The following is a 17,672-nucleotide window of genomic DNA, read 5'->3' on the forward strand; positions in this document are numbered from 1 at the left end:
AAAAAATATGGTGACTCGTACGGGATTCGAACCCGTGAATGCATGCGTGAAAGGCATGTGAGTTAACCGTTTCTCCAACGAGCCACATGGCGCTTGAAGTAGGACTCGAACCTACGACCGATCGGTTAACAGCCGATTGCTCTACCAACTGAGCTATTCAAGCAACTTAACAGTGCTCTAGTATATTATCATAGCTTTTTGATTCGTGCAAGTGTTTTTGAGAAAAAAGTTTAAATTTTTTAGCATACACAAAAGTGGTAATTGATACCACATTTAACGATAAGAAAAAACATATAATATGATTATTTATGATAAATCTATTTACCTTTATAAAATGTTTAGGTATAATGGATATAGTTGGAGGTCAATGACATGATTAGAATATTATTGTGTTGTGGTGGGGGTTTTTCTTCAAGTTACCTCACTGTAAAAATGCAAAATGAAATTAAAGATAAAAACTTACAAGATGAGGTTTTGATAGATTTTTATCCTTTTAAATTGGTTGATGAAAAGATTGGAAACTATGATATTGTGATGTGTTGTCCTCATTTAAACTTTGAAATGAAACGATATGTAAAAGCTCATCATCCCAAGATTCCTTTCTATTTGCTTCCACCTAGAATGTATGGACTCATGTCTTTTGATGAATTATATCAAGACGCTAAAGATGTGATAAAAGAATTTAAGCAAACAAAAATGAATCCTTTTCACTTTCCAGGTGAAGAAAACAATTTACGAATAGAAAGAAGTCAAGCGTATTATCATATACATTAGATTTCTTTAATATAAATAATGATTAAATCAGAATAATAATAGAGGAGAAGAATATGGATAAACAAAGAGAACAAGCAACAAAAATCGCACATCAATTTATTGTCTATCAAGAAAGTGAATGTGCAGATCAAAAGGAACAAGAACATCCTTTTGATGCTTTATGGCAAAGTATTTATGATATGTGTAAATTAATTCACTTTGAAATAGCAGATGGATTTAGTGAAGAAGAATTTCAAGAAGCTTATCAGTGGTTAAAGAAGTATCAAGAATTAACGGACGACTATCAAACGTTTGAAATTGAATTTTAAGGAGACCGACTATGAATAAATATTTAATTGTAACAGATACAACAAGTGCGATGTCTTTAGATATCGCCAATGAATATGGCATTGAATTGATTTCTCTTAGTGTATTACTTGATGGTCAAGAATATAAAGATCAACAAGATATTTCTACTGAAGAACTTTATCAGTATTTAAAAGATGATCAAACACCATCTACGAGTCAACCTAATACAGGTTATTTGATTGAAAAGATGGAACAATGGCAAAAAGAAAATTATGATGCCATTATCATTATCACATGTTCTAGTGATTTAAGTGGAACAAATAACGGCTTCCATCTTGCTAGAGATACGGTAGGGTTAGAAAATGTTTACATTTATGATAGCCGACAAGTAGGGGCACCGGTCATGGATATGGCAATAACTGCTAAAAAGATGGCAGATGAAGGACATGATGTTGATTCAATTATGAAGATGTTAGAAGAAAAGACAGCGCATAGTTTTTCTTTTTTACATCCAGATAATTTTAAACAATTATCTAGAAGTGGACGTTTATCACCAATGGCTGCAAGAATGGGAACAATGTTAAAAATAAAAGCTTTACTTTGTTTAGATGAAAAAGGGCAAAGTGTAGATAAGTATGGAATGTGTCGTACGGAAGCTAAAATGGGAAAAATGATTGTTGATAAATTTAAGGAAGATGGTGTTAATAGTGATGAATATAAAATTTATATTTGTCATGCTGATAACGCTAAAAGGGCGACTGCTGCTAAATTACTTTTTCACACGATGTTTCCTGGAATTGAAGTAGAAACACATTTGTTACCGGCTGTTCTTACTTGTCATGGTGGACTTGGATGTGTAAGTTATCATTATACATATAAAGGAAAGGGGAATCTTTAATGCATGTAATTGATATGCATTGTGATACAATTTTAAAACTATATGAGAATCATTTGCAGAACAAAAATGGTTCATTATTAGAAAATGATGCGCATATTGATTTAAAGAAAATGAAACAAGGGGATTATCTATTACAAAATTTTGCTATGTTTGTTCATTTAGATGATCACCCTCATCCTTTTATTACAGCAAATAAACTTATCAATTATTACTATCAAGAAATAGAAAAATATCCAGAATATATTAAACCTGTTTTTTGTTATCAAGATATTATTGATTATCAAAAAGAAGGAGTCATGTCAAGCTTACTTACAATAGAAGAAGGTAATGTGATTGAAAATGACTTATCTTTATTACAACATTTCTATCGTTTAGGTGTAAGAATGATTACACTCACTTGGAATTTTGCTAACGGAATAGGATATCCTAATTTTACACGCGCTAAATGTTATGAAGATACTTTAAAAATAAATACTCAAGATGGTTTAACAGATTTTGGTATAGAGTACATTCAAGAAATGGAACGATTAGGTATGATTATTGATGTTTCTCATTTAAGCGATGCAGGATTTTATGATGTTTATCATCATACAACAAAACCGTTTGTTGCCAGTCACTCTAATGCTAGAGCATTATGCCACGTGGCAAGAAATATGTCTGACGATATGATTTTAAAACTAGCTAGTCGAGGCGGTGTCATGGGCATTAATTTTTGTGGTGATTTTTTACATGAACAACCTGGTGGAAATGCAAGAAGTTGTATCGAGGATATGGTTAAACATATTATGTATATTAAAGATTTGGCAGGTATTGATTGTATTGGTTTAGGAACTGACTTTGATGGTATTGATAGTGAACTAGAAATGGATCATTGTGATAAAATGCAAGAATTAGCTAAAGCATTAGAAAAAGCAGGTTTAAGCCAAGAAGAAATAGAAAAAGTTTTTTATAAAAATGTATTACGTGTTTATAAAGAAATATTAAAATAAAAATATTCCTAGTTGAATGACTAGGAATATTTTTTATAGATCACTTGTACAATGTGGACATTTAGTAGCTTCGATTGAAATCTCGCTTTTACAATAAGGACAAATCTTAGTTGTAACAGGAGCAGGTTCTTTGTCACTGTTACGAAGTTTATTCATTGCCTTTACAAACAAGAATACAACAAATGCCATAATAAGGAAATTAATCACACCAGAAATAAATGTTCCATAATTGACTGTAGAAACGCCGGCTGCTTTAGCAGCTTCTAAAGTTTTATAATGTTGACCATCTAGTGCAAAAAATAAATTATTAAAATCTAAACGACCAGTAACCAGGGATAGAATGGGCATCATAATATTATTAACTAATGATGTGACTAATGAATTAAAAGCGCCCCCAATAATTACCCCAACAGCAAGATCAATCATGTTTCCTTTGATTGCAAATTCTTTAAATTCTTTTAACATACTATCCTTCCTTTCCTTATTATATTTGTATTATAGTGTGCCGTTTTTGTCAAATAAAAAAGGAAAGTGATACACTTTCCTTGAACTGTTAGGGAAAAGAACAGTTTTATTATGAATTCCTAGAGGGAAAGCTAGGAATGTAGTCACCTTTGGGGAGGGAAAATGAATTGATTTTCTTTTTGACTACACTGTTAGTATAGAAATAAAGAATGTTTAAAAAAAGGAAGGATTGTCAAAAATTGTGGGAAAGTGAATTTAAAAAACAAGCATACACAAATAACAAGACATAGTGTATAATGATTTCAAGATACAGGAGGACACAAAAGTGAAGAGTTTATTTTACCGATTAATTATATTTTTAGATACAGCAAGTGAAGAGGATACAAATTATAATATTGCATGGTACATGGCTCATCATTTTGCAGAAGTGGCTACAATGGGGATTAGTCAATTAGCCCGCGCTTGTTTTGTTTCTCCGGCTACGATTTCTCGCTTTTGTCGTGCATTAGGTTATGAAAATTTTGCTCATTTAAAACAAGAATGTGCTTCTTTTGCGCCAGATAGTCGAAAATTTAATAATTTAATTAATGTACCTTTAGATATGATGAAAAATGATCCTCAAGCTTGTACTCAATATTATAGTGATCAAGTATGCTTGGCAATTAGTCAATTATCAAAAACATTAGATTGGCATGTCATTGATCAAGTTTTAAAGTTGATTCATGATAGTGAATCGGTTGCTTTTTTTGGAACTCAGTTTTCTCATTCAGCAGCATTGCATTTTCAAACTGATTTATTAATGTTAGAGAAGTTTACTATGGCTTATATGGAATTGGATCGACAAATTGATTGTGCTAAATCTTTAGATGAAAATAGTGTGGCGATTATTGTGACTGTTAATGGTTATTATGCTCGCAGTAGTTCTAAAGTCATGGCTTATTTAAAAAAGGCACATTGTAAGATTGTTTTAATAACAAACAATCCAGAGATTCAGTTAGATGTACCTATAGATTATAAGATTGTCTTAGGAAAAAGTAGTCAAAGAAAAACGGGGAAACATACACTTCTTACGGCTATGGAATTAATGTCACTTAGATATTATTCAATTTATTATCCAGATGTAAAAGAAAAGATTATTGAATAGGGGGAAGATTATGAAAGAAGTACAATGTCAAGATATTACAGCTGCCATTAAAAAGATGTGCATGGAAGCGGCTTGTCAATTACCACATGATGTATTTAAAGCAATTAAAGATAAACAACTTGAAGAAGATGGAAAGTTAGCTAAAAAGACATTACAAGTCATTATTGATAATGCTTCACTAGCTAGTGAAAATCAAATGCCTATTTGTCAGGATACGGGAATGGCTTTTGTCTATGTTACCATGGGACAGGAAGTTCATATTCAAGGGGGAAGTTTAAAAGAAGCTATTGAAGAAGGGGTACGTCAAGGTTATCAAGAAGGATATTTAAGAAAATCAGTAGTTAAAGATCCTTTGTTTAATCGTGTTAATACTCAAGATAATACACCTGCTATTATTTATTATGATATTGTTCCTGGTGATATATTTAAAATTGTTTTAGCACCTAAAGGATTTGGTTCAGAAAACATGAGTCAAATTAAAATGTTAAAACCAAGTGATGGTTTACAAGGAGTTAAAGATTTTGTTTTAAAGGTTGTTAATGATGCTGGACCTAATGCTTGTCCACCAATGGTGATTGGGGTAGGTATTGGTGGTTCTTTTGATAAAGTAACGATGCTTGCTAAAAAAGCTATGATTAGAGAAATTGGTAGTCATCATCCCAATCAACAATATGCAGCTTTAGAAGATGAATTATTAGAAATGATTAATCAAACTGGAATTGGTCCGGCTGGATATGGTGGAAAAACAACAGCTTTATCTTTAAATATTGAAACTTTTCCAACTCATATTGCTGGAATGCCTGTCGCTGTAAGTATTTGTTGTCATGTTGCGCGTCATAAGGAGGTAGAACTATGATTCAATTACATACACCTTTAACTGTAGATAAGATTAAGCAATTACATGCAGGTGATGAAGTTTTATTAAGTGGGGTCATCTATACTGGTCGCGATGCTGCTCATAAACGTTTAGTTGCTTTACTTGATGAAAATAAACCGTTACCTTTTGATTTAAAAGATCAAACAATATTTTATGTAGGACCAACGCCAAGTAAACCAGGTAAGGTATTTGGTAGCGGGGGACCGACAACCTCAGGAAGAATGGATGCTTATTCACCAAGATTGATTCCTTTAGGATTACGTTCAATGATTGGCAAGGGTTATCGAAGTGATACTGTTAAACAGTCAATTAAAGAAAATCATGGTGTCTATTTTGGTGCTATTGGTGGCGCTGGAGCGATGATGAATGCTTGTATTGAAGAATGTGAAATTATTGCTTTTGAAGATTTAGGTCCCGAAGCCATTCGTCGTTTAAAAGTCAAAGACATGCCCTTAGTTGTTGTTATTGATAGTGATGGTCAAGATTTATATGAAATAGGAAGAAAACAATATTTGAATCAGAAATAACGAATTTATCGTTATTTCTTTATTATGTGTTAATTGAATAAACAAATAAAAAAGCATTGTAAATAAAAATGCATTTTTTTATAATAGTAATGATAGTAAAGGAGAGCATATGAAATTATTTAAAAAGAAAACAGATTATTCATATTATAGTTCGTATAATTCTAAATCGAGAAGAGTACGAGTTGATCGTGTTGTTGTTGCGGCTATTGCGGGGGTTGTACTCTTTGTAGCAATCGTTGCTTTTTTAAATTTAAATCGTATTAAATTAATGGTTAAAGGTTATTCTTTTAGTACGGCTAATGAGATTGTCGCATCATTTGATAGTGGTGAAGAAAAAGAAATCTTATCTCATGATAAAATGGATCATATTTTAAATTGGGCTCATGAATCATCAAAGGTATCTTTATTTGATGAATATGAAAAATATTGGTCTTATCATAAGAAGATGAAATATAGTGAAGTTGTTGAATTTGTTGATAGTGTATTTAATAATCAAGTTCCTCAATTGAAATCAATGGGTTATGATGAAAAGACAATATGGTCATTACTTAAAAAAGATGCTTCTAAATCAGATATGCAATATTTAATTGACAATCATTTAACAAATGAAGCAACAAAGGAATACCGTAAAGTCAAAGGATATAAGTTAAAAAATATGTTAGCTTATATTGAAAAATATAAAGAGGTTCATGATTATAATTATGCAGTCAATATTGTGAATTATCCTTTTATTGTTTCAAGTAATGGAGATGCTAATGTTAAATATGAAATCAGCAATCCTGATTCTTTATTAACTTTAGTAAAAAAAGGATTCTATTTACCGGAAGATTATGAACCTAAAGATTTAGTTGTTCCTAATGTAAGTGTGGCTCCTGATTGTGAAAATAATAAATTAAGAAAAGCAGCAGCCAAAGCATTTGAAGAAATGGCTAAAGCTGCTGAAAAAGAAGATCTTCATTTAGTGTTAAATAGTGGATATCGTTCTTATGCAGACCAAACAAAGACATATAAAGAATTTGAAACAAAATATGGTGGACAATATGCAGCTGAATATGTGGCTATCCCTGGAGGTAGTGAACATCAAACTGGATTAGGTATTGATGTGACAGCTCAAAGTGTAGTAGAAGGAAAGAAACTTGTATTTGGTGATACAGAAGAATATGATTGGGTTATTAAACACTGTAGTGATTATGGTTTCATTATTCGTTTTGAAGAAGGAACTGACAACATTACTGGTATTGCCCATGAACCTTGGCATGTTCGTTATGTTGGAAAAGCAGTAGCTAAAGAAATCATTAAAAACAAATGGACTTTTGAAGAATATTGTTTATATAAAAATGTGATACCATCATTTAAGAAAGATTAATCTAGAGTTTACCTCTAGATTTTTTATAGGGAAAATATGAAAACATTAATTAGTACTTTAAATTCAAAATATATACATAAATCATTGGCGTTACGTTTACTATATGTTGCTTGTAAAGATAAACATGATATTGATTTTAAGGAATATACGATTAAAGATAATCTAGATGATATTGTAGATGATCTTTACCAACAAAACTTAGATGTATTATGTTTAAGTGTTTATATTTGGAATGTTGATTTAATTAAATTATTATGTGAAAAACTAAAAGCTAAGCAACCTTCTTTAATTATTATTATCGGTGGACCTGAAGTCACTTATGATATTCATTATTTTTTAGATCATTTTAAAATAGATTATGTGATGGCAGGAGAGGGAGAAGTTGCTTTAGATTTATTATTGAATTGTTTAGAGAATAATAAGCCAGTGGAACTACAAGGAATTAGTAGCTATGATCATCGTGATGAACGTCTTATTCCTCCTGTTGACTTAAGTTATTTAGAGACCCTTGATTCTCCTTATTTGCTACCTCGTGATTTACCAGAGATGAAAAATAGAGTTCTTTATTTTGAAACAAGTAGAGGGTGTCCATATCAATGTCAGTATTGTTTATCATCATTAGAAAAGGGATTAAGATTTTTTAGTATAGATTATTTAAAGAATCAATTAGAACAAATATTAAAAACAGATGTTAAAACAATTAAATTATTAGATCGTTCTTTTAACGCTAAAACCTCACATGCACTGGAAATATTAGATTTTATTTTTAAACACTATCGTTCGGGAGTTCAATTTCAATTTGAAATCAATGGGGATGTTTTAGACCAAAGAATTATTGATTTCATTAATGAAAATGCGCCAGAAAATTATTTACGATTTGAAATAGGAATTCAATCAACCTATGAACCAACCAATGAAATTGTTAAAAGATATCAAGATTTTGATCGTTTATGTGATGTTATCAAACAATTACAAACAAATCATAAAATAGACTTTCATCTTGATCTCATTGCTGGTTTGCCTTTAGAAACTTTAGAACGTTTTGCAAAGTCTTTTGATGATGTTTTTGCTTTGTATCCAAAAGAATTACAATTAGGATTTTTAAAACTGTTAAGAGGCACAAGTCTACGAAAGGATTATCAAAAATATGGTTATCAATTCCAACAAGAGGCTCCTTATGAACTTATTTCAAGTGACTATTTATCAAAGCAAGATATTGCTGATATTCATTTAGCCGAAGATATGCTTCAAAAATATTGGAATTCAGGTAGAATGCCAATCACAATGAATAAAGTTCTTCACCGTCAAATATCACCATTCTATTTCTTTTTAGATTTAGGAAAGTATTATCAAAAATATCATTTTAAGTTCTTTAAGTTCCAATTAGATGAGTTATTTAGTTATTTAGATCAATATTTAAAACATGAATATCAAGATGATTTAATAGAAGATTATTTACGTTTAGCTAAGGTGAAACCTAAAAAGTGGTGGCAAACAAGAATTAAAGATGAAAAGGAAATTAAACATCAACTGATTGATCAATATCATTTAAGTCAAGAAGATGTTTTTCGTTATGGAATTGTAGAAAAATTAAAAGATGACTATATTTTAGCCATCTATAAAAATTATCATGTTGAAGTCAAACGTTATGTGTTATAAAAAAAGCAGGTTTTATCCTGCTATATATAAATGGTCTTGTAACCATTGTTTTTCTTGGTCTGTCATAAATGACTCTAATTTATGATAGACCATTTTTTGATATTCATTAAATTGTTTAATTTCTTCATTATTAAGTAAAGAAGCATCAATACCATCAATATCAAAAGGAACATAAGTAATAGGTTCAAATTTTAAGAATGTTCCATATTCATTTTCTGCTTCTTTTACACATAGTAATTCATTTTCATGACGAATACCATATTGTCCTTCTTTATAAATACCAGGTTCATCAGTTGTAATCATACCTGGTAAAATAGCACTGTTAGTTTTATGACCGGCAACCGTGTCACGAGGGCGAATACTGTTAGGTCCTTCATGAACACTTAATAAGTGTCCTACACCATGTCCGGTACCACAACGATAATCAAGATTGTGTTCATAAACGATACCACGAGCTAAGATATCTAGATTAGCACCAGTTGTTCCTTGGATAAAATGAGCGTTTTGTAATCTTAACATTGCCTTTAATGCAACAGTAAAGGCATGTTTTTGTTCTTGGGTAATGTCACCCAAAACAAAAGTGCGTGTAATATCGGTTGTTCCGTCAAGATATTGTCCACCACTATCAATTAATAATAATCCTGAATCATGAACTGATGAACATTGTTTTTCACTAGCGTGATAATGCATTAAGGCACCATTTGCTTGATAAGCACAAATGGTATCAAAACTAATGTCTAAGAAATTTTCTTGTTGACTTCTAAATGTTTCTAATTTGTTAGAAATGTCAACTTCATTAATTTGATCTTTTGAACAATGTTTTAACCAATACATGAATTTAGTGACTGCAATCCCATCTTTTAAATGGGCGTTTTTGGTTGCTTTAATTTCAACATCATTTTTAATAGCTTTCATTAATTGAGAAGGATTATCTTGGTTTACAATTTCACCATGAATGATTTTAGATACAAGAGAATAGTTTACTGTATTTTTATTTAACATAATATGACCTGTTAAATATTCAACATCTTGATAGATGTCATAATAGTCTTTGATATTGATATCGTCTTGCTTTAATTCTTCTATAGCTTTTTGGTCAAAGACATTTTTTTGAACGTAAAGCGTAGCTTTATCTTTTTCAATTAAAGCATAACTATTAACAACAGGATTACAATGAACATCTTGACCACGGATATTAAAAATCCACATAATATCATCTAAACTGGTAATTAAATGATAAGAATAATCTTTCATTTCTTTTCTAATAGCTTCTAATTTTTCTTTTCTTGATTGCCCACAGTATTGTAAATCATAAAGATAAGCTTTTTGACAGGAAAGAGCAGGACGATCTTGCCATATTTCACCAACTAAATCATAATCACCAATAATATTATTAGGAAGACCTTCGACTTGACCATAAGCCATCACTTTTCCATCAAAACCAATAGTATCATCAGGATGTTGTTTTAAAAATTCGTGAAGAGTTAAAACATGGGGTAATCCCATCTTCATTAAATGGATACCAGTATCTTTAATTTCATTTTCAGCTTGAATAAAGTAACGACCATCTACCCATAGATAAGCTTCGTCATGAGTTACCACCATTGTTCCAGCTGAACCTGTAAAACCAGACATGAATTGACGACATTTAAAGTATTCACCAACATATTCACTTTGGTGATCATCGCTTGTAGGAATAATGTAAAGATCAATGTCATGCTGTTTCATTAAATCTTGTAATTGTTTAATTCTTTCTTTAATCATAATTCTACCTCACTTCTTTATTTATCATATCATAAAAAAAATACTTACATAAAGGAAAATGATGTGTTAAAATGCTTGAGCATATAAACGCAGTGAGATGCACACTTAGTGGAGTCAAAATCGAGTTTTGACTCCACTATTTTTTTGAAAGGGAGGAATTATATATGCCACAAAATAAAAGAGAAAGTATTATTTATTCAATTATTGTATGTTTTTTAATGGTTTTTGTAATGTCTATTTACAACGTGACACTTCATCATGGTGAATTGACTTTAGCGGTTGTCAAGGCAGCTTGGTTAGGTTTTCCGATTGGTTTTATTTTTGCTTTATTTTTTGATTTAGTTATTGTATCCAAAATAGCTAAAGGTTTTGCTTTTCGTTATCTAATCAAATCTCATGATAAACCACTTAAAATAGCAATTTGTATTTCATCATGTATGGTTGTTTGTATGGTCATCATCATGTCTTTATATGGTGCTTTAGAAGCTTGTGTTACAATGGGTCAATTTAATGCTTTACCTATTATTTGGTTAAGTAATATACCTAAAAATTTTATTATGGCTTTACCATTACAGCTCATGATTGTAGGACCTGTTTCAAGAAAGGTGTTTCGTAGTTTATTTCCGCTTGGAACCGTAAAATAGGACTTCAAATTTGAACGGAGTTATTTAGGGGTTTATTTCGTTTTAAATATGTCTTTTTTATATAGCCATTATAACAATTTTATATAACAAAATAACTCGATAACGGTTACATTATTTTATTTGGATATTCAAGTAAAATGTAGTTGAACTTTTAAAATAATGGGAGTAAACTACTAATGACAAAAATGAAAATACGCTATAGGATGCCAATAATGAGCATTTTATAGGTGTCTGGAAATTTTAAAGGAGGGTTACATGATGGAAGATATTATTCAAAGATTAGTAGAAGTAGATCGTGAATGTGTCAAACGTGTAGAGAGTGCAAAATTAAAGAAGAAAGATGCACAATCAAACATGAATGATAAGAAAGCTTCAATTTATGATGAGTATATTGAAGGTCAAAAAGAAGAAGTTGAAAAACATAAAAATGATTTGCTTGCTAAAAATAAAGATGAAGCCGCTAATCAAGAGAAAGAATATCTTGATTCGATGAACAAAATGGAGTCATTATATCGTGAAAACAAAGATAAATGGGTTCAAGAAATAGTAGAAAGATGTTTAAAGTAAGAAGGTGAAATAATGTCATTATCTTCAAATGCATTATGCGCGAAGGCAAAGGCGATGTATGGTAACCGATTAACAGAAACTGTTTATAGTGATTTATCACGAAAGCTAACAGTTGGTGAAGCTGTCACTTACTTAAAAACACAAACACGTTATAGTGATGCTTTAAAAGATGTTAATGTGCGTAATGTGCATCGTGGACAAGTTGAATCTGCTTTAAATCGTGAGTATTTTGATCGATGTGCAAAGTTAATGAAGTATGCACCTCGTAAGAATCAAGATTTTTACTTATATCAATTTGCTAGTTTTGAAATTGACTTAATTATGGATAAAGTCATGTCTTTAGCCGCAAAGCAGAAGAATAGTTTTAATTTAGATATTCCAGATTATTTAAGTCATAAAACAAGTTTTAACTTATATGGTTTAATTAATATTGAAAGTTTTAAAGATTTGGTATTGTATTTAAAAGATACAAAGTATTATAAAGTATTAAAGGATTTTGATTTTTCATCACCAATTGATTTCAATGGTTTAGAGATGAAATTACAAAAACTTTATTATGAAACAGCCATATCATCAATAAAGAATAACTTTTCTGGACGTACTAGAAAAGATTTACTTAATCTATTCTATACATCAATTGAGTTAAAAAACATTACTAAAATCTATCGTTATAAAAAGTATTTTAACGAAAGCGAAGAAGTTATTCGTCGATCATTATATTTGGAGTATTCACGCTTACCAAAAGAAATGATTGATAAACTTGTTTGTGCTTCGGGGGAAAAAGAAGTTTTAATGTTACTAGCACAATCAAAGTATAAATTATATGAGGATGATCGAGATTATCCTTATATTGAATACTATATGGATAGTATTCAATATAACATTGCCAAAAGATATATGCGTTTTTCGGGATCTGCTCCACTTGTTTATATGACATATTGTATTTTACTTAGAGTAGAAATCGATAACTTGAAACATATTATTGAAGGTATCCGTTATAATCGTGATCCATCAAGTATTGAAGAAACGTTAATTTATGCTTAAGGGAGGTATTGTGGATGGCAGTTGTACAAACACATTTATATAATATTTCATTTGAACAACAAGATTTAATGAAAGTATTATTTAGAATGACAAAATTAAAAAAGGATGTATTTCCTCAAGATTCTAAAAAGATTGTCAATAAAGTTAAAGGTGTTTCAGTAATGGATGGAAGCAATCCTTACAATGAACCTTTAGATGATTTACTTAGAATTTTTGGTGAATTGAATATTGAACAAAAAGTAGGTCAATATCATGAAGAAGAAATTGATTTAAATGAAGTTAAATCAATGATTGATGAAGTTGAACAACAATATGAATCAATTCTTCAAATTAAAGAAAATCTTGAAACAGAATGTCAAGAAAATAAAGAAGCTGTAATTCTTTTAAATCATTTAAAGAAATCAAATATTTCTTTAGATGATTTAGAAAATACACATTATATAACAGTTCGTTTTGGACGTTTACCAATTAGCCAAGTTGAAAAGATTAAATATTTTAAAGATTACATGTTTATTTATCATGAATTACATCGTACTAAAAACCATTTATGGTTAGTGTATTGTGGAATGACTGATAAGATGAGTGAAATTGATAATATTTTCTATTCAATGGGATTTAAAGAAAATGTCTTACCAGAATTTGCTCATGGTAAATTTGAAGAAGCTATTCAAGAATTAGACAATGAACAAACAAATATGGAAAAATTCATTGAAGAAGCAAATGGAAAACTTGAAAAACTTGCAAATCAGTATAAAGATCAATTAAATCAAACATATACAATCGTGTATCACTTAAAACATTTATATGATCAATGCCAATATGTTGTAGATTTTTCACATAAAGATGCTATTTATGCATTCAGTGATTTTGATGCAACTCAAATGCAAGCAAAATTAAAAGATATTCAAAGTATCCAAATTCATGAATTACCAGTTAATATTTATCAAGAAAGAGATATTATTAGCCCAGTAATTTTAAGAAATAATCGTGTTTTTGCTCCATTTGAAAATCTGTTAACAGCACAGATTGGTGATACATTTGATCCAACAACAGTTGTTGCCTTATCATTAATGATTTCAGCAGCACTATTAATTGGTGATTTTGGAGTAGGACTTGTTCTTATTATTTTAGGATATTTGTTAGGTAAAAATAAAAACCATTTCTCAGGTATTTTAAAGAGAATGGGCGCTGCGATTTTTGTAGGTGGATTGATTGAAGGAAGTATCTTCTATTCAAAACATCTTTATCCAGCGTTATTTACAATGCCTTTAGATCGTGTTCATTTGTTTATGTTATTTGTTTTATTTAATGTAATCGTGGTTGTGATTTTAATTATCATTAAGAAGTTAACAAGAAAAACAATAAAAATATAAAGGAGGGATACAATGGCAATTACAAAGTTAAACTTAGTCAATGTTGATTTCAATAAAGACTGTTATAACTCAGTATTATTGAAATTATATAATCATGATGATTTTCATCCTGAACTTGCATCTAAGTTTACTGATAGTGTTGCAGGACTTACAGTTTATAATAAAGATAATCTTTATGAAGAATTGTTAGTGCGTATTCAAGAAATGACTGAAAAGTATCATTTTCAAGCACAAACAGTAAAAACTGAAAGTAATCAGTTGAATGTTGTTAAAGTTAAAGAATTCTTGGATGATTTATTTCTTGATATTGATCGAATTGATGCTGTTAAAGAACAGTTATTAGCGATGATTAAAGAAAATGATGATGCTATCGTACAACTTAGGAATGTTGCTGGTTTGGATGTCAATTTTGATGATTTATTTAGTTGTCAGTATCTACAAGTCAGATTTGGTAAAATTCCTAATAGTAATGTTGGAAAATTAGAGTTTTATGAATCACTACCATTTGTTTACAAATCATTTGAAATGGATGAGCGCTATACTTGGTGTATGTATATTACAACACCAGGAGATGCACCTGAGGTAGACAATGTCTTTACTTCACTTTACTTTGAACGTATTCATATTCCTGAATTCATTCATGGTGAAGCAGATTTAGCGATTGCAGAAATCCAAGATGAAACAAATTCAGCAAAAGAACATAGTGTACAGTTACAAAAAAGAATAGATAAGATTATTAGTGATAATATAGATGAAGTTAATCGTATTTATACGATTGCCAGTGAATTAAATTCAGTCTATATTATGCAAAAGTATATTGTAGTTATGGGAGATAAACTTACAGTTACAGGATTTGTTCCTGCTAAAAAAGTTGATGCTTTTAAAAATGATTTTGAAAGTATTGGTAATGTTCATGTAGAAGTTCTTCCAGCTACATCAGATGTTCGTTTAGAACCACCTACATTATTAAAGAATTCTTGGTTTGCAAGACCATTTAGAATGTTCGTAGAAATGTATGGTGTACCAAAATACAATGATGTTGATCCTACTTTATTAGTAGCGTTATCTTATACATTGTTATTTGGTATTATGTTTGGCGATTTAGGTCAAGGTATTTTATTATCAATTGTAGGCTTTGTTGCTTATAAGAAATTTAACTTAGAATTAGGTGCAGTAGGAATGCGTTTAGGTATTTCTAGTGCTTTCTTTGGAATTATCTTTGGTTCGGTATTTGGTAGTGAAGAAATACTGATTCCAATGTTTAACGCGATGTCACCTGAAAATACAATGACGTTATTAATGGCGGCTATTGGTTTAGGTGTTGTCTTGATTTTGATTTCAATGATTTTCAATGTTGTTTTGAATTTTAAGAAGAAAAACATTGGTGAAGCATTGTTAAGTCAAAATGGTATTTGCGGGGTAACATTCTATGTTGCAGTTATTGTTGCTGTTGTTGGAATGTTTACCGGATTAAATATTGTTAATGCGTTATATGTGATTGTATTTATCGTGATTCCTATTTTCTTAATTTTCTTAAAGGAACCACTTATTAGAAAATTTGAAGAACATCAACCAATGTTCCCAAATGGATTTGGTGCATTCTTTGTTGAAGGTTTCTTTGAATTATTTGAAGTAGTATTATCTTTTATCACAAATACGATGTCATTCTTACGTGTTGGTGGGTTCGTTTTATCCCATGCCGGAATGATGTTAGTTGTTTATACACTTGCCGGAATGTTCGGTAGTATTGGTGAACTGGTTGTTATCATTTTAGGTAACATCTTTGTTATGTGTTTAGAGGGAATGATCGTTGGTATTCAAGTCTTACGTCTTGAATTCTATGAAATGTTCTCAAGATATTATGAGGGAAATGGTATCCCATTTAAAACGATTAAAGAGTAATTTTAGGAGGATTTTATCATGACAGTTTTAGAAATTTTAGTACCATTATTTATCGTTGTATTATTATCATTACCATTAGTAAAAGTATTTACAGGAAAAGCTTCTGTAAAACAAGCAAAAACAAGATTAGCTTTACACATTAGTGGATTTGCTGGTGCTGTATTATTAACATTAGCTTTAGCTATGTCTGGATCAAGCGTATTCGCTGCAAGTGGTGTTGCATCAATTACAGGAACTATCGCTCAAGGTTTAGGATTCTTAGCTGCATCTTTATCAACTGGTTTCTCTGCATTAGGCGCAGGTATTGCCGTAGCAGCTGCTGCTCCTGCTGCAATTGGAGCATTCTCTGAAAATGAAAAGAACTTTGGTAAATCATTAATCTTCGTAGCCTTAGGTGAAGGGGTTGCTATCTATGGTTTATTAATCTCTATCTTAATTATCAATAAAATCTAGAAAGAGCTGGTAATATGAAATTTTATCTAATTAGCGATAACATCGATACGCAAATTGGATTACGTTTAGTTGGTATTGAAGGTGAAGTTGTTCATAAAAGAAGAGAATTCTTAGAATTATTAGAAGAAAAACTTAAAGATAACACAATTGGTATTATCTTAATTACAACTAAATTAATTGAATTAGCACCAGATGTTATTTCTGAAATCAAACTGAAACAACAAAAACCATTGCTTGTAGAAATACCTGACCGTCATGGGGACAGCAAAATTGGTGAAACCATTGATAGGTATGTCTCTGAAGCAATTGGTGTGAAGTTATAGGAGATGACGCTATGCAAAGTAAAGAACAAATCTTTCTTTATATGAAAGAAGAAATTGAAAGACTTGCTAAAAAAGAAGAAGAACAAATTCTTAGCGAAGCTAAAGAGTTAGAACAAGAAGCATATGAATCAATGAAAGCTGAAGCTAAAGCAGATGCAAGTGCTCAATTAAATAAAGAATTAGCTGAAATTTCATCACAAGCAAGTGTTGAAGCTGCAGCTAATCTTGAAACAAGAACAAAACAATTAGTTGAAAAAAGAGATGGTTTTGTAGCTGATATTTTTAATGAAGCAAAAGAAAAATTAGTTTCTTTTGCTTCAGGAAATGAATATCATGATTATTTAGTTAATCGTGTCAGTGCAGTTTCTAAAGAATATCAAATGGAAAACTGTGTTTTAAAAGTAAGAGAAGCAGATCAAGCTTTAAAAGATGAATTAGTTAAAGCTTATCAATTACCAGTTGAAGTAGAAGTAAGTCAAGATATTTTAATTGGTGGATTTATTTTAGAAAACAAGACAACACATGTTGTTGTGGATGAATCATTAGATTTTGCGTTAGAAAGCCAAAAAGATTGGTTTTATAAAACATCAGGATTAATGATCAGATAGGGAGGTT

19 protein-coding genes and 2 tRNA genes are annotated in these 17,672 nt (G+C 30.4%); 17 read left to right on the forward strand and 4 right to left on the reverse strand.

Annotated elements, in window-relative coordinates; all coding sequences use genetic code 11:
• Positions 1 to 8: 8 nt before the first annotated feature.
• Positions 9 to 84: transfer RNA gene (locus tag DWZ53_RS07905), tRNA-Glu, on the reverse strand.
• 3 nt (positions 85 to 87) lie between these two features.
• Positions 88 to 163: transfer RNA gene (locus DWZ53_RS07910), tRNA-Asn, on the reverse strand.
• 209 nt (positions 164 to 372) lie between these two features.
• Here DWZ53_RS07910 and DWZ53_RS07915 point away from each other — a divergent pair.
• The 4 genes from DWZ53_RS07915 to DWZ53_RS07930 are packed head-to-tail and all read left to right on the forward strand — an operon-like array spanning position 373 to position 2,949.
• The gene (locus DWZ53_RS07915; protein ID WP_118433263.1) at positions 373 to 774 is read left to right on the forward strand and encodes a PTS sugar transporter subunit IIB; all 402 of its coding nucleotides are present in this window, start codon (positions 373 to 375) and stop codon (positions 772 to 774) included.
• A 53-nt stretch (positions 775 to 827) separates the two neighbouring features.
• Positions 828 to 1,082 (forward strand): hypothetical protein, encoded by a 255-nt coding sequence (locus DWZ53_RS07920; protein WP_118433265.1) that lies wholly within the window; start codon positions 828 to 830, stop codon positions 1,080 to 1,082.
• Between the two features lie 11 nt (positions 1,083 to 1,093).
• On the forward strand, positions 1,094 to 1,960 hold the full coding sequence (locus DWZ53_RS07925; RefSeq protein ID WP_118433267.1) for a DegV family protein: 867 nt from the start codon (positions 1,094 to 1,096) through the stop codon (positions 1,958 to 1,960).
• On the forward strand, positions 1,960 to 2,949 hold the full coding sequence (locus DWZ53_RS07930) for a dipeptidase (RefSeq protein ID WP_118433269.1): 990 nt from the start codon (positions 1,960 to 1,962) through the stop codon (positions 2,947 to 2,949). The genes DWZ53_RS07925 and DWZ53_RS07930 overlap by 1 nt, the downstream gene beginning before the upstream one ends.
• Before the next feature lie 33 nt (positions 2,950 to 2,982).
• Here the strand turns inward: DWZ53_RS07930 and mscL are convergent, their stop codons facing one another.
• Positions 2,983 to 3,414, reverse strand: coding sequence for a large conductance mechanosensitive channel protein MscL (mscL, locus tag DWZ53_RS07935; RefSeq protein ID WP_118433271.1), 432 nt, complete (start codon positions 3,412 to 3,414; stop codon positions 2,983 to 2,985).
• A 325-nt stretch (positions 3,415 to 3,739) separates the two neighbouring features.
• Here mscL and DWZ53_RS07940 point away from each other — a divergent pair, with 325 nt between their 5' ends.
• The 5 genes from DWZ53_RS07940 to DWZ53_RS07960 all read left to right on the forward strand — a co-directional run bounded on the left by DWZ53_RS07940 (position 3,740) and on the right by DWZ53_RS07960 (position 8,987).
• Positions 3,740 to 4,558, forward strand: coding sequence for a MurR/RpiR family transcriptional regulator (locus tag DWZ53_RS07940; RefSeq protein WP_118433273.1), 819 nt, complete (start codon positions 3,740 to 3,742; stop codon positions 4,556 to 4,558).
• Between the two features lie 10 nt (positions 4,559 to 4,568).
• Entirely contained in the window at positions 4,569 to 5,414 is an 846-nt protein-coding gene (locus DWZ53_RS07945) for a fumarate hydratase (RefSeq protein ID WP_118433275.1), read from the forward strand.
• A complete protein-coding gene (locus tag DWZ53_RS07950) occupies positions 5,411 to 5,962 on the forward strand; it encodes a Fe-S-containing hydro-lyase (RefSeq protein ID WP_118433277.1) in 552 nt (183 codons plus the stop codon). The genes DWZ53_RS07945 and DWZ53_RS07950 overlap by 4 nt, the downstream gene beginning before the upstream one ends.
• Positions 5,963 to 6,071: 109 nt before the next feature.
• Positions 6,072 to 7,328 carry a M15 family metallopeptidase gene (locus DWZ53_RS07955; RefSeq protein ID WP_118433279.1) on the forward strand — a complete coding sequence of 419 codons (1,257 nt, stop codon included), beginning with the start codon at positions 6,072 to 6,074 and terminating at the stop codon, positions 7,326 to 7,328.
• A gap of 36 nt (positions 7,329 to 7,364) precedes the next feature.
• A complete protein-coding gene (locus DWZ53_RS07960) occupies positions 7,365 to 8,987 on the forward strand; it encodes a B12-binding domain-containing radical SAM protein (protein WP_118433281.1) in 1,623 nt (540 codons plus the stop codon).
• A 12-nt stretch (positions 8,988 to 8,999) separates the two neighbouring features.
• Here the strand turns inward: DWZ53_RS07960 and DWZ53_RS07965 are convergent, their stop codons facing one another.
• Positions 9,000 to 10,751, reverse strand: coding sequence for an aminopeptidase P family protein (locus DWZ53_RS07965; RefSeq protein ID WP_118433283.1), 1,752 nt, complete (start codon positions 10,749 to 10,751; stop codon positions 9,000 to 9,002).
• A 164-nt stretch (positions 10,752 to 10,915) separates the two neighbouring features.
• Between DWZ53_RS07965 and DWZ53_RS07970 the strand changes: the two genes are divergently transcribed.
• From DWZ53_RS07970 to DWZ53_RS08005, 8 genes are all read left to right on the forward strand, one after another.
• Entirely contained in the window at positions 10,916 to 11,395 is a 480-nt protein-coding gene (locus tag DWZ53_RS07970) for a DUF2798 domain-containing protein (RefSeq protein ID WP_118433285.1), read from the forward strand.
• 258 nt (positions 11,396 to 11,653) lie between these two features.
• Positions 11,654 to 11,962 (forward strand): hypothetical protein, encoded by a 309-nt coding sequence (locus DWZ53_RS07975; protein WP_118433333.1) that lies wholly within the window; start codon positions 11,654 to 11,656, stop codon positions 11,960 to 11,962.
• A gap of 12 nt (positions 11,963 to 11,974) precedes the next feature.
• On the forward strand, positions 11,975 to 13,006 hold the full coding sequence (locus DWZ53_RS07980) for a V-type ATPase subunit (RefSeq protein WP_118433287.1): 1,032 nt from the start codon (positions 11,975 to 11,977) through the stop codon (positions 13,004 to 13,006).
• Between the two features lie 14 nt (positions 13,007 to 13,020).
• Entirely contained in the window at positions 13,021 to 14,379 is a 1,359-nt protein-coding gene (locus DWZ53_RS07985; protein WP_118433289.1) for a hypothetical protein, read from the forward strand.
• Positions 14,380 to 14,391: 12 nt separating this feature from the next.
• A complete protein-coding gene (locus DWZ53_RS07990) occupies positions 14,392 to 16,281 on the forward strand; it encodes a V-type ATP synthase subunit I (protein ID WP_118433291.1) in 1,890 nt (629 codons plus the stop codon).
• 18 nt (positions 16,282 to 16,299) lie between these two features.
• A complete protein-coding gene (locus DWZ53_RS07995) occupies positions 16,300 to 16,734 on the forward strand; it encodes an ATP synthase subunit C (protein WP_118433293.1) in 435 nt (144 codons plus the stop codon).
• A gap of 14 nt (positions 16,735 to 16,748) precedes the next feature.
• Positions 16,749 to 17,057, forward strand: a complete 309-nt coding sequence (locus DWZ53_RS08000; RefSeq protein ID WP_118433295.1) for a V-type ATP synthase subunit F — start codon at positions 16,749 to 16,751, stop codon at positions 17,055 to 17,057.
• An 11-nt stretch (positions 17,058 to 17,068) separates the two neighbouring features.
• Positions 17,069 to 17,665, forward strand: coding sequence for a V-type ATP synthase subunit E (locus tag DWZ53_RS08005; RefSeq protein WP_118433297.1), 597 nt, complete (start codon positions 17,069 to 17,071; stop codon positions 17,663 to 17,665).
• Positions 17,666 to 17,672 lie beyond the last annotated feature (7 nt).

Source organism: Coprobacillus sp. AF33-1AC, assembly GCF_003475785.1.
Taxonomy (GTDB): domain Bacteria; phylum Bacillota_I; class Bacilli_A; order Erysipelotrichales; family Coprobacillaceae; genus Faecalibacillus.